The following is a 12804-nucleotide window of genomic DNA, read 5'->3' as shown; positions in this document are numbered from 1 at the left end:
TTCAATTGGATATCCAGGTTAAAAAGGAATTGGCACGTGAGCGCACACGACACGGCTGAGCCGACACGGCGTGATTTTTTGTATATTGCGACGGGAATGGCCGGTGTCGTCGGTGTCGGCGGACTGGCATGGCCGTTTATCGACCAGATGCGCCCCGACGCTTCGACGCTTGCTGCAGCGTCTATTGAGGTTGATGTTTCTTCTCTCGCAGAAGGCGCATCGCTCACCGTCAAATGGCGCGGTAAGCCAGTTTTCATCCGAAACCGTACGGCCAAGGAAATAGAAGACGCGAAGACAACAGCGCTTGGCGATCTTAAAGATCCGAATGCCCGTAACGCCAATCTTGCTTCGGACGCACAGGCGACCGACGTTGCGCGTTCTGCTGGTGAAGGTAAGGAAAACTGGATCATCATGATCGGTGTTTGTACCCACCTTGGTTGCGTGCCACTGGGTGAGTCTGGTTCGTTTGGCGGCTGGTTCTGCCCGTGCCATGGCTCGACCTATGACACTGCGGGTCGTATCCGCAGCGGTCCGGCGCCGGAAAACATGCACATTCCGGAATACGCATTTGCTTCCGATACGGTCATCAGGATCGGCTAAGACAGATCTTGGGGAGAGAAAACATGAGTGGTAATCACTCCACATATACGCCCTCGACCGGCATCGAAAAATGGGTCGACGAACGGCTTCCTTTGCCGCGCCTGGTCTATGATTCCTTTGTTGCCTATCCGACGCCGCGTAACCTGAATTATATGTACACCTTTGGTGGCATTCTAAGCTTTATGCTTATTGCGCAGCTCATCACCGGTATCGTGCTGGCGATGCATTATGCTGCGGATACGGGCATTGCATTCAACTCCGTTGAAAAGATTATGCGTGACGTCAACTCTGGTTGGCTGCTGCGTTACATGCACGCAAACGGTGCATCATTCTTCTTTATCGCCGTTTATCTTCATATTGCTCGCGGTCTTTATTACGGCTCCTACAAGGCACCGCGCGAGCTGCTTTGGATCCTCGGCGTGGTGATCTTCCTTCTCATGATGGCAACCGCCTTCATGGGTTATGTTCTGCCTTGGGGACAGATGTCCTTCTGGGGTGCGACGGTTATCACGGGCTTCTTTACGGCCTTTCCGATAATCGGCGAGCCGATCCAGCAATTGCTGCTCGGTGGCTTTGCCGTTGATAATCCAACGCTTAACCGCTTCTTCTCGCTGCATTATCTGCTGCCGTTCATGATTGTGGGCGTTGTTATCCTGCACGTATGGGCTTTGCACGTAACCGGGCAGACTAATCCGACAGGGATTGAAGTGAAGTCGAAGACAGACACGCTGCCGTTCACGCCTTATGCAACCATCAAGGATGCTTTCGGCGCGCTCGTGTTCTTCATTTTCTTCGCTTACTTCGTCTTCTACATGCCAAACTTCCTGGGCCATCCGGATAACTACATTCCGGCTGACTCACTGAAGACGCCAGCTCACATTGTTCCTGAATGGTACTTCCTGCCGTTCTACGCGATGCTGCGTGCGATCACCTTCAATATCGGCCCGATCGACTCAAAGCTTGGCGGCGTTCTGACCATGTTCGGTTCGATCGCGATCCTCTTTGTCGTGCCTTGGCTCGATACATCGAAGGTCCGTTCGGCAGTTTACCGCCCGTTGTTCAAGTTGTTCTTCTGGCTGTTTGTCATCAACGCCATCTTCCTTGGCTGGTTGGGTTCGCGTCCGGCCGAAGGCGTCTACACGCTGATGGCCCAGTTTGGCACGCTCTACTACTTCGCATTCTTCATCGTCATCATGCCTGTTCTTGGCTTGATCGAAACGCCGAAGCGTCTGCCGAACTCGATTACCGAGGCCGTGCTGGAAAAGAATGAAGGCAAGGCCGAGATCGCCCCAGTGGAAATCAAGGGCTGAAGCAGCGAGAGATGAAGGACGTATCAATGAAAAACATCCTCAAGAGTTTCGCTGCTTTCGGCATCGCTCCGCTTGTTGCGTTGGGTGTGACGATGGGTGGTGCTTATGCCGCCGGTGGCGGTGAGGGGGAGCCGGAACACTTTCCGATCCACCATCCAAAGCAGGAAAAGTGGACCTTCTCTGGCCCATTCGGAACTTATGACAAGGGACAGCTTCAGCGCGGTCTCAAGGTCTATAAGGAAGTCTGCTCTGCTTGCCATTCGATGAACCTGGTGGCCTTCCGCACGCTGGAGGACCTTGGCTATTCGCCTGAGCAGGTAAAGGCTTTTGCTGCGGAATATGAAGTACAGGATGGCCCGAATGCAGACGGTGAAATGTTCACCCGCAAGGCAATCCCTACTGATCATTTCCCATCGCCATTTGCGAATGCGAATGCAGCGGCTGCAGCTAACAACGGTGCAGCTCCGCCTGACTTCTCGCTGATTGCGAAGGCGCGTGCGGTTGAGCGTGGTTTCCCGACCTTTATCTTCGACATATTCACGCAATATGCTGAAGCAGGTCCGGATTACATCCACTCTCTGCTGACCGGCTATGATGAACAGCCGCCTGCAGGTATGCATGTACCGGAAGGCACGCACTACAACCCGTATTTCATCGCGGGCAAGTCGCTGGCCATGGCGAAACCACTCAGTGACGATCAGGTGACTTACGATGATGGTTCTCCACAGACGGTGGACCAGTATGCACGTGACGTTTCTGCGTTTTTGATGTGGGCTGCAGAGCCGCATCTGGAAGATCGCAAGAAGACTGGCTTCCGCGTCATCATCTTCCTCATTCTATTCGCCGGCCTTGTTTACATTGCCAAGCGTTCGGTCTGGTCTGATGTGAAGCACTGATCTCCTGATTAAAGTTGAATGTTAAGGGCGCTGCGAGGCGCCCTTTTCTTTTGCCCGTATGACATCAGCGATCTCGCGGTTTTGATCAGCGAACCACCATTCCCGGGATACACTGTCGAGAATGATCGGGAACGGCTTTGAATAAGCTTGGCGTAGCGGCCATATCGTGATTGAAGATAATCTGAAAAAAGAAGTGCTTTTGAAATGAGAAAAGCACCTTAGATTTATTCGCATCGAAAGGACTGAAAATGGAATCCGGGTTCAAAGCCACTTTGAAGGACGCGATCAGAACCATTCCCGATTATCCAAAACCCGGTGTTCAGTTCCGTGATGTCACCACGCTTATGGGCGATGCACAGGCATTTCGCCGTGCGGTGGATGAGCTGGTTTATCCTTATGCCGGAAACAAGGTCGATAAGGTTGCCGGTATTGAAGCACGCGGCTTCATTCTTGGCGGCGCGATTGCACATCAGCTTTCAGCTGGCTTTGTGCCGATCCGCAAGAAGGGTAAGTTGCCGCGCGATACCGTTCGTATTGCCTACAGCCTGGAGTATGGCATCGACGAAATGGAGATGCATCGCGACGCCATCGAGAAGGGCGAACGCATCATTCTCGTTGACGATCTGATTGCAACTGGTGGCACGGCAGAAGCTGCAGCCAAGCTCCTTCTGCAGATGGGTGCGAATATCGTAGCGGCCTGCTTTATCATTGATTTGCCAGACCTTGGCGGACGTAAGAAGCTCGAAGCTCTCGGCGTTCCGGTCCGCACACTTGTCGAATTTGAAGGTGATTGATTCACCTCACCCTCAGAAGAAAAGGCCCGGAGTTTTCCGGGCCTTTTTCGTTAAGCGGGCAGCTTTACCATGGCGGCATTGTCAAAGGACAAAACCTTGTCGCCGTTTTGGTTATAAGCACTGGTGCTCATACTCAGCATCGACCAGCCGGGACGCGAGCTGAGAGGGCGGACCGCGTGGACGGTGCGCTTATAGGTGATCGTGTCGCCTGCATAGACCGGGCGCATCCATTTGAGGTTTTCAAAGCCGGGTGAGGGGCCAAATGTCGGCGGAACTTCGCCGCGCTTCATTGCATCTTTTGTTGCCTCAACAATGGATGCCACGTTCAGCTTCATGAAGACTGCTGTGGTATGCCAACCCGACGCACAGAGGCCGCCCAGCACGCTTTTCTTGGCTGCTTCCGCATCCAGATGAAACGGCTGCGGGTCGAATTTTGAAGCGAAGTGGATGATTTCTTCTGCGGTGAATGTATAGCTGCCGATGGTCAGCTCTTCACCAAGATGCTCTTCAATAAAGCTCATGCTTCGTCTCCTTCGCGCTCAGGATTGCGAAGGCCGACCATGGCAGTGTGCTGTAACTCGCAAACGACCTCGCCACGCTGATTGACGATCTCATTATAGACCGTGAGGAATCCCACATGCGGCATGGATTTAGAGCGGCGGCGATCAAGGACGGTTGAGAAACCGCTCAATGTATCGCCTGCAAGAACAGGCCGTTTCCAGCGGTTGAATTCTATGCCGGGGCTGCCTTGCGAGGTCGAATCTTTAAGATAGGCATCCCAGACCATGCGCATGAAAAGCGACACGGTATGCCAGCCCGAAGCAGCCAGGCCTCCAAGGACGCTTGCCTTGCCAGCTCTCTCATCAAGGTGGAATGGCTGAGGGTCGAACTCTCGGGCGAATTCGATGATCTCTTCTTTGCTAATGGTGCGAGGTCCGAAGGGAAGCTTCAGTCCTTGCGTGAAATCTTCATAAGCATATCGAGGCGTCTTATCAGTCAATCCGGTCTCCTCCCGAATAAGCAAAAAGGCCGCTATTTTGTAGCGGCCTTCGTTTTATCAGGTATTGAAGCGGAACAGCATCACATCGCCGTCATGGACGATGTATTCCTTGCCTTCGTCCCGCGCCTTGCCTGCTTCCTTGGCGCCGACTTCACCATTGAACTTGATGTAGTCCTCATAGGCGATGGTCTGTGCACGAATGAAGCCGCGCTCAAAATCCGTATGAATCACGCCAGCAGCACCCGGAGCTTTGGTTCCGCGACGGATAGTCCATGCGCGGGTTTCCTTGGGGCCAGCGGTGAAATAGGTGATGAGGTCGAGCAGCTTGTAGCCTGCACGAATAAGACGGTCGAGACCCGGTTCCTCTAAGCCCATGGCGTCGAGATATTCCTTGGCTTCTTCGTCAGCAAGCTGTGCAACTTCAGCTTCAATCGCAGCCGAAATAATGACGCTTTCAGCACCCTGTTCAGCAGCCATTTTTGCAACAGCTGCACTGTACTCATTGCCATTGGCAGCATCGCTTTCAGCGACGTTGCAGACATAAAGCACAGGCTTTGAGGTGAGCAGATTAAGACCCTTGAGGATCAGCAGATCATCTGGTGCAATGTCTTTCAGCATCAGGCGAACCGGCTTGCCGTTCTGCAGCAGCTCAAGTGCCTGTTCCATCACTGGCAGAACAGTCGTTGCTTCCTTGTCCTTGGACGAAGCACGCTTGCGGATCTGAACGATACGGCGCTCGATGCTTTCGAGATCCGACAGCATCAGCTCCGTTTCAACAGTTTCAGCGTCCGACACAGGATCGATACGGCCTTCAACATGGGTGATGTCGTCGTCTTCAAAGCAACGAAGAACATGCACGATCGCATCGACTTCACGGATGTTGGCGAGGAACTGGTTGCCCAGACCTTCACCCTTGGACGCGCCGCGCACCAGACCAGCAATGTCAACGAAGTTGATGCGGGTTGGGATGATTTCCTTGGAACCTGCGATTTTCGCAATGCCATTCTGGCGCGGATCGGGAACTGCCACTTCGCCGGTATTTGGCTCAATGGTGCAGAACGGATAGTTTGCAGCCTGTGCTGCCGCAGTCTTGGTCAGCGCGTTAAAAAGCGTGGACTTGCCAACATTAGGCAGACCGACGATGCCGCATTTGAAACCCATGATATTCGTCCTTTATCGCTTTACGCGGTAAATTGAGCGCACGGCGCCATTATGAAGCGCCTTGGCGGATTGCAGATCCAGCCAGTGGCGTGATGATTTTTTGAAAGCCGGCTTGCCGCTTCCCAGAATGACCGGAATAGTTCCTATATCGATGATGTCAAGCAGGCCAGCATCAAGAAATTGCCGCGCCAGATCACCGCCGCCCATGAGCCATATGCGGCCATCCGCTCCCATGGCTTTCAACTTCGCGAGAAGTTCATCTGGCGTACCAGCCATCGTTGCGGTGCTTGCTGGCAGATTGTCGAATTTCTGATGCGTTGCAACAACGACCGGCAGTGAGCCATAAGGCCATTCCGGAATAGAACGAACCACATCAAAAGTGTCACGACCCATGACGATGCCGGTGATGCCAGCCATGAACTCATCGAAGCCGAAGCCGTCATCCGGCGGAAACTGTTCCAGCCAGTCAAAGCTGCCATCATCATTGGCGATGAAGCCATCAAGGCTCATGGCAAACATATAAACGACATCGCTCATAGTTTAGTCCTTCTTGCCAAGCAGCTTTTTCAGCATTTCAGCCATCGGGCCACTTGCCGGAATGTTCGGCTTGGCTGCGCTCTGGCGCGCCTGCCGAATGTGGCTCTGTGCTTTTGGTGGAGCTTTGGCTGCCTGTTCAGGGTCAGCTTTGAAGCCATTGGGACGCTGATTGCCATCACCCATGACGACTGCCACGCGGTTCATGAAGCTGTTGTCTTCTTTTTTGGCCAGCAGGCCAATATTGTCCGAGATGGCGCCAAACAGCTTATCCAGCCATTCATTATCGACTTTGGCGAAGTCGCCCAGAACGTGGTTGTGAACCAGCTCTTTTGCGCCCGGATGGCCGATGCCAAGGCGCATACGACGATAGTCTTTGCCGCCGGGGAAAGCCTGCACATGGGCGTCTATTGATTTGATGCCATTATGACCACCGGAACCGCCGCCCGTCTTGATGCGCAGCTTTGCAGGCGCAAGGTCAAGCTCGTCATAGATCACGACGAGATCGGCAGGGGTCAGCTTGTAGAAGCGCATGGCTTCGCCAATCGACTGGCCAGAAAGGTTCATGAAAGTCATTGGCTTGATGAGAAGCACTTTTTCGCCGTCGATCACGCCATCGGCGATCTCGGCCTTGAACTTCTTCTGCCAGTTGGAAAATCTATGGCGGCGGAATATTTCATCCACCGCCATGAAACCGATATTGTGTCGGTTATGCGCATATTGGGGGCCGGGATTGCCAAGTCCTGCGATGAGCAGCATGGTTCAGAGCCCCTATAATGCGTAAAGCGATTATTCGCTTTCGTTGGCTTCTGCTTCGCCTTCTGCATTTTCTTCCGACTTGAGGCCGGCAGGTGCAGCAATGGTGGCGATCGTGAAGTCACGGTCCTGAATAGCAGCAGTTGCACCCTTCGGCAGCTTGATAGCCGAAATGTGAACCGAATCGCCGATTTCGAGACCGGTGAGGTCGAATTCGAGAGCTTCTGGAATCGCGTTCGCTGGAACGATCAGTTCAACGTCGTGACGAACGATGTTGAGAACGCCGCCGCGCTTGATGCCCGGTGCTGCTTCTTCGTTCTTGAAGTGAACTGGAACGTTGACGTGAACAACCGACTTCGCGGAAACGCGGAGGAAATCAACGTGCTGTGGGAAGTCGCGAACTGGATCCAGCTGGTAGTCCTTAGGGAGAACCTGAATCTTCTTGCCGTCTACTTCAATCGTAGCAACAGTGGTTTTGAAGCCGCCGCCGTGGATCTTGTAGAAGATTTCCTTATAGGAAACAGCAATCGAGATTGGCTCCTGCTTGTCGCCATAGATGACTGCAGGAATCAGGCCGTTGCGGCGAAGTTCGCGGGAGGACCCCTTACCAACCCGGCTGCGCAGATCGGCCTTGAGCACGTAAGTATCGCTCATGGCATTACCTTTCAAAGTTACTGGAGTGTCGATCGCAGTTTTAACTGAGCACTTTCATGCTCCAGCGAACGACATGAAACAGCCCGAAATGCCTCTCACAAAGTGAAAGACCGGACCGCTCCATTCCGCGTTGCCTCCAAGGGTGTCTACGCGGATGGCAGGCCTATAGACCATAGGCATTCCATGTGCAAGTTTTTTGCCTGTGAAACACAGCTTCTGTGGGCTTTTGTCTTAACGGGTGGCATTGGCCACGTCAAAAATGTTAAGCGCATCGCTGATCGACCGCCTTTGTATTGCGAGTCGTTATATCATTTATGAAACAAAGGAAACGAGATGCAGGTCGGTATCGACATGGGTTCTGTTGCTGGAAGCGGCTCTGCCTCGGCAGCGGCGCTTGGTGGTGGCAAGCAGGCCATGCTTGATCTTGAAGAGCTTCTCGCAACACGTCTTCTGGTGCAGGGTAATTCCGGCTCCGGCAAGTCGCATCTGCTGCGCCGCCTGCTAGAGCAAAGCGCGCAATGGGTGCAGCAGTGCATCATCGATCCCGAAGGCGATTTCGTAACGCTTGCCGATCTTTACGGCCATGTGGTTGTCGATGCAGCACGCTCGGAAGCTGAACTCACTCGCATTGCGAGCCGCATTCGCCAGCATCGCGTGTCGGTCGTGCTCAATCTCGAAGGCCTGGATGTCGAGCAGCAGATGCGTGCGGCAGCCGCCTTCCTCGGCGGACTGTTTGATGCAGAACGCGATTACTGGTATCCGATGCTGGTTGTGGTTGACGAGGCTCAGCTCTTTGCGCCCGCTGCTGCAGGCGAAGTATCAGATGAAGCGCGTAAGCTCTCGCTCGGTGCCATGACGAACCTGATGTGCCGTGGCCGCAAGCGTGGTCTGGCCGGAGTGATTGCCACGCAGCGCCTTGCAAAGCTTGCTAAGAATGTTGCCGCAGAAGCATCGAACTTCCTGATGGGCCGTACCTTCCTTGATATTGATATGGCGCGTGCGTCTGATCTTCTCGGGATGGAACGTAAGCAGGCAGAACAGTTTCGCGATCTGCAGCGCGGCCATTTCATTGCACTTGGACCTGCTTTGTCGCGCCGCCCGTTGCCGATCAAAATCGGAAAGGTCGAAACTTCTGCGCGTTCATCGTCGCCAAAACTCATGCCGTTGCCTGATGCACCGGAAGACGCGCGCGATCTGATCTTCACGCCAGCGCCTGAAGAAATCCGGACTGTTGTTCGCCGCACGCCACCACCGCCTCCGCCACCATCGACGGCAGAAATTCTGGCACAGGTGGCAAAGCCAAAGCTGGAAGCAGAGCCGGTTGAAGCGCCATTGTTTCCCGGCATTGTGGAGGCCGAGCGCGACAGTCTGCTTGAGAAGGTGATGCGCGAGATCGTTGATGATCCCGAAGCGTCCTTCCGTTCGGTTGCGGTGCTTTATCAGGATTTTCTGGTCCGTTGCCGCATTCACCGCGTTCCGGGTGAGCCACTGGCTTTGCCTGCGTTCCGTCGTCGTCTTGCGGTTGCGCAAGCAAGCATAGAGAGCGATGTAGCCACCGGTGAGACATGGCAAAAGGCATTGACGCTGTCTGAAAGCCTCACAGATGACGTGCAAGGCGTGTTTCTGATTGTCGCACAGGCGGCGGTAACAGGTGCGATCTGCCCATCGGATGCGGCACTCGCGCGTGCTTACGGCACCCATTCGCTAAGCCGTGCCCGGCGTTTGCTGACCTATTTTGAAGAGCGTGGATTGCTGGTCGTGCGCAATGATTTCAAAGGCTTGCGCATTGTGAACTTCCCGGATCTCGAATGTGAGACGGCACCGGGCGACCCAAACGCTCCCGATGATCAGGCGGATGAAGCGACTGCCGCTGAATAAAGCACTTCTGTGCAAACCGTCATGAACCTGTAATGATCCTCGGTAACTGCTGGGAGGATTTTACAGAGAGCAAGAATGACGACAGCGCCGCAGCCTGATTTCCGAGAACTGTTTGTTACTTTTGGCAAGGTCGGGCTGCTGTCGTTTGGCGGGCCAGCTGCGCAGATTGCCATGTTGCAGCGCATCCTTGTTGATGAAAAGCGCTGGATGGATCAGGAACGGCTGATCCACGCCCTTAATTTCTGCATGTTACTACCGGGACCGGAAGCCATGCAGCTTGCGACCTATGCGGGTTGGGCTGTCAAAGGCTGGCGCGGCGGGTTGCTGGCAGGGCTTTTGTTTGTTTTGCCCGGTGCGAGCGTGATGCTGGCTCTGTCGGCGCTTTATGTTGCTTTCGGACATGTCGATATTGTTGCGGGCCTTCTGTTCGGCCTCAAGGCGGCGGTGCTGGCGGTGGTGTTTGAAGCGCTTTACCGGATGGCGAAGCGCACATTGGCTTCCGGCTTTTCTTATGTGATAGCGATTGCCGCCTTTGTTGCGATTGCGCTTCTGAAGCTACCTTTTCCGATTGTCGTGCTGCTCGCAGCTTTAGCTGGCGGTTTGCGTCATTTGCTGCAAGGCGGTGGTGTGGCAACTGCTGTTACACACGCAGCTCCCCATGCATTTCGTGAGTTTTCGCTGCAAACCCTGATCTGGGGTGGCTTGTGGCTGGCGCCACTCATTGCGCTGTATCTGATCTTTGGCGGGCAGCATGTGTTCACAGCTGAGGCCGCGTTTTTTTCTAAGCTTGCAGCCGTCACTTTTGGCGGAGCCTATGCAGCGCTGTCCTATACAGCGCAGCAGGCTGTCGAACATTTCGGCTGGATGAAACCCGGTGAAATGCTGACCGGACTGGGACTGGCAGAAACCACACCGGGGCCGCTGATATTAGTGTTGGTCTTTGTTGGCTTTGTGGGTGCAGCCAATCTATCTGGTCTGCCGCCACTGGTCGGCGGGCTTGTGGGCGGGTTAATCACCCTCTGGTTTACCTTCGTGCCGTGCTTTCTCTGGATACTGGCTGGTGCGCCCTTTGTGGAGCGTCTGCGTCAGCTGCGCTGGCTGTCCGCCATGCTGGGCGGTATCACGGCGGCGGTGGTCGGCGTGATTGCCAATCTGGCGCTCTGGTTTTCGCTGCACGTCTTGTTTGCACAGGTTCGGGAAGTGCCGCTCGGTGCCTTCACGCTGCCAATGCCAATGTGGAGCACAATAGACAATGCCGCCGTCCTGATCGCAGGCGCGGCGGCATTATTGCTTATCGTTCTGAGGCTCAACATGCCGCTCGTGCTATTGCTTGCGGCATGTCTGGGCATTGTAGTTAAATTAATCGAACAGGCTTGAAACCGACTCTTCAGCGGCAGTACGCGCAACAGCTTCACCGATGAGGCTGGAGATCGACAGAACGCGGATATTTGGAGCGTCGTTGATGGCGGTTGTTGGCTGGATCGAGTCGGTAATGACCAACTCTTTCAGCTTTGAAGAAGCGATACGGGCAACAGCGCCACCCGACAGAACGCCGTGTGTGATGTAAGCGGTGACGCTTTTCGCGCCCTTGGCAAGCAGAGCTTCGGCCGCATTGCAGAGCGTGCCGCCGGAATCGACGATATCGTCGAACAGCAGGCAGTCTTTGCCGCTGACGTCACCAATGACGTTCATGACTTCAGATTCACCCGGACGTTCACGGCGCTTATCAACGATTGCGAGCTGAGCATCGATACGCTTTGCGAGCGAGCGAGCACGAACCACACCGCCAACGTCTGGCGAAACGACCATGCAATTGCCGGTCGGGTAGTTTGCCTTCACATCGCGCGCAATGACCGGAACAGCATAGAGGTTGTCGGTAGGAATATCGAAGAAGCCCTGAATCTGACCTGCATGAAGATCAAGCGTCAACACGCGGTTTGCACCGGCTTCGGTGATGAGGTTGGCAACCAGCTTTGCCGAGATCGGCGTGCGTGGGCCTGGCTTACGATCCTGACGAGCATAGCCGAAATAAGGGAGAACGGCAGTGATGCGGCGTGCTGACGAACGACGAAACGCGTCGATCATGATCAGCAGTTCCATCAGATTGTCGTTTGCCGGATAGGAGGTCGATTGCAGAACGAATACGTCTTCGCCGCGCACGTTTTCCTGAATCTCTACGAAGATTTCCTGATCGGCGAAACGGCGAACACTGGCCTTACCGAGCGGGATGTTGAGATATTGAGCAACGGATTCGGCAAGAACCCGGTTGGAGTTGCCTGCGAAAAGTTTCATTCTTTTTGCCTCTGAAGCCGGAGCAGTTTCGTTCTGTCGCAAAAAGTCCGTGAAACGGACGTAATCTCTTATGTGAACGTGAGCCGAAGCAAGTTCGGTTACGCTATGCCACTCTTAAAAACTTTAAAGCCGCGTACTCTTTCACAAGGTGTCAAGTGCCGCAGCTTTCAAGGTTTTCTCGAATGAGCGGCCTATTGCAAAGAGTCACCGTCATTGCAAGTCCTGTCTGGCCACAATTACAGTAAAAAGCCTTCGCAAAGTGCTTTCCCACAGGGCTTCACCCATGATTCAGCAAAAGATTTCAGTCTTTTGCCGCATAAGTGCTTTCTCATGCGCGATTTGCCGCAAGCCAGGTCGAATATTCCTGCATGGTCTTGTCGGCGATTGATTGCATGGCAGAAGGCGGGACGATGCTCCATGAGTCTGCCGCAGCTCCCGGCACTTTTTCTTGCCCTTGAATGCGATGCAGGCGGTTGCCGGTGGCGTCCATAACGTCCCAGACATAGAGTACGGTCGTCTGATTATCTTCAGACAGGACCGAGAAATAGCCCTTCATGACGTAAGCTGCATCGGCGCCATTGTTACCTGAAAGCTCAACGCCCTTTGCACGCGCATCGTCATTGATGCGGTGGGTGAGGGGCGTGACCACATTAACCGGCGCACCGATGATGGGCGCAATATAAAGCTTGCCCGGCTTGAGCGATGCTGAACGCTGCGGTGCAGTCGGCGTTGTTGTCTGTGCGGGTGTTGTGGCAGCAGGCGTCGCTGCCGGGTCAGTCGTTTGGCCCGTAGGTGGTGTTGTGGTTTGTCCGGATTGCTGATTGGCGCCCTGCACGTTCAATGCAGATTCAGTGCTATTGCAGGCGGCAAGCAGTCCAGCAAGCAACAGCATCACGGAAAGATGTGCCTTATTCATGTTCAGCTTCATC

Annotated in this window: 14 protein-coding genes; 6 read left to right on the top strand and 8 right to left on the bottom strand. The window is 54.3% G+C overall.

Annotated elements, in window-relative coordinates:
* Positions 1 to 36: 36 nt before the first annotated feature.
* From petA to ABWV94_RS11735, 4 genes are all read left to right on the top strand, one after another.
* Positions 37 to 600 carry a ubiquinol-cytochrome c reductase iron-sulfur subunit gene (gene petA / locus ABWV94_RS11750; RefSeq protein WP_007876027.1) on the top strand — a complete coding sequence of 188 codons (564 nt, stop codon included), beginning with the start codon at positions 37 to 39 and terminating at the stop codon, positions 598 to 600.
* A 23-nt stretch (positions 601 to 623) separates the two neighbouring features.
* Positions 624 to 1910 carry a cytochrome b gene (locus ABWV94_RS11745; protein ID WP_007876025.1) on the top strand — a complete coding sequence of 429 codons (1287 nt, stop codon included), beginning with the start codon at positions 624 to 626 and terminating at the stop codon, positions 1908 to 1910.
* Positions 1911 to 1936: 26 nt separating this feature from the next.
* Entirely contained in the window at positions 1937 to 2806 is an 870-nt protein-coding gene (locus tag ABWV94_RS11740) for a cytochrome c1 (RefSeq protein ID WP_194779911.1), read from the top strand.
* Between the two features lie 248 nt (positions 2807 to 3054).
* Positions 3055 to 3600 carry an adenine phosphoribosyltransferase gene (locus ABWV94_RS11735; protein ID WP_064320877.1) on the top strand — a complete coding sequence of 182 codons (546 nt, stop codon included), beginning with the start codon at positions 3055 to 3057 and terminating at the stop codon, positions 3598 to 3600.
* A 50-nt stretch (positions 3601 to 3650) separates the two neighbouring features.
* Here ABWV94_RS11735 and ABWV94_RS11730 read toward each other — a convergent pair whose 3' ends face one another.
* The 6 genes from ABWV94_RS11730 to ABWV94_RS11705 are packed head-to-tail and all read right to left on the bottom strand — an operon-like array spanning position 3651 to position 7705.
* A complete protein-coding gene (locus tag ABWV94_RS11730) occupies positions 3651 to 4121 on the bottom strand; it encodes a MaoC family dehydratase (protein WP_064320876.1) in 471 nt (156 codons plus the stop codon).
* Positions 4118 to 4600, bottom strand: a complete 483-nt coding sequence (locus tag ABWV94_RS11725) for a MaoC family dehydratase (RefSeq protein WP_079212135.1) — start codon at positions 4598 to 4600, stop codon at positions 4118 to 4120. The genes ABWV94_RS11730 and ABWV94_RS11725 overlap by 4 nt, the downstream gene beginning before the upstream one ends.
* Before the next feature lie 57 nt (positions 4601 to 4657).
* Positions 4658 to 5761 (bottom strand): redox-regulated ATPase YchF, encoded by a 1104-nt coding sequence (gene ychF / locus ABWV94_RS11720; RefSeq protein ID WP_007876005.1) that lies wholly within the window; start codon positions 5759 to 5761, stop codon positions 4658 to 4660.
* Between the two features lie 12 nt (positions 5762 to 5773).
* On the bottom strand, positions 5774 to 6298 hold the full coding sequence (locus ABWV94_RS11715; protein WP_007876003.1) for a dihydrofolate reductase family protein: 525 nt from the start codon (positions 6296 to 6298) through the stop codon (positions 5774 to 5776).
* Between the two features lie 3 nt (positions 6299 to 6301).
* Complete coding sequence (gene pth, locus ABWV94_RS11710) at positions 6302 to 7054, bottom strand: aminoacyl-tRNA hydrolase (protein WP_007876001.1); 753 nt, start codon at positions 7052 to 7054, stop codon at positions 6302 to 6304.
* A 30-nt stretch (positions 7055 to 7084) separates the two neighbouring features.
* The gene (locus ABWV94_RS11705; protein ID WP_007876000.1) at positions 7085 to 7705 is read right to left on the bottom strand and encodes a 50S ribosomal protein L25/general stress protein Ctc; all 621 of its coding nucleotides are present in this window, start codon (positions 7703 to 7705) and stop codon (positions 7085 to 7087) included.
* Between the two features lie 333 nt (positions 7706 to 8038).
* Between ABWV94_RS11705 and ABWV94_RS11700 the strand changes: the two genes are divergently transcribed.
* Positions 8039 to 9583 carry a helicase HerA domain-containing protein gene (locus ABWV94_RS11700; RefSeq protein WP_113496181.1) on the top strand — a complete coding sequence of 515 codons (1545 nt, stop codon included), beginning with the start codon at positions 8039 to 8041 and terminating at the stop codon, positions 9581 to 9583.
* Positions 9584 to 9658: 75 nt separating this feature from the next.
* A complete protein-coding gene (gene chrA / locus ABWV94_RS11695; RefSeq protein ID WP_113496180.1) occupies positions 9659 to 10960 on the top strand; it encodes a chromate efflux transporter in 1302 nt (433 codons plus the stop codon).
* Here the strand turns inward: chrA and ABWV94_RS11690 are convergent.
* Together ABWV94_RS11690 and ABWV94_RS11685 are read right to left on the bottom strand one after the other, a co-directional pair.
* Positions 10943 to 11875 (bottom strand): ribose-phosphate pyrophosphokinase, encoded by a 933-nt coding sequence (locus ABWV94_RS11690; protein WP_007875994.1) that lies wholly within the window; start codon positions 11873 to 11875, stop codon positions 10943 to 10945. The two genes, chrA and ABWV94_RS11690, sit on opposite strands and share 18 nt — an antisense overlap.
* 328 nt (positions 11876 to 12203) lie before the next feature.
* Entirely contained in the window at positions 12204 to 12803 is a 600-nt protein-coding gene (locus ABWV94_RS11685; protein ID WP_007875992.1) for a hypothetical protein, read from the bottom strand.
* Between the last annotated feature and the right edge of the window lies 1 nt (position 12804).

Source organism: Brucella sp. NBRC 12953, assembly GCF_040369775.1.
Taxonomy (GTDB): Bacteria; Pseudomonadota; Alphaproteobacteria; order Rhizobiales; family Rhizobiaceae; genus Brucella; species Brucella pseudogrignonensis.
The sequence above is the reverse complement of the archived record's forward strand: the minus strand, read 5'-3'. Positions and strand labels throughout refer to the sequence as shown.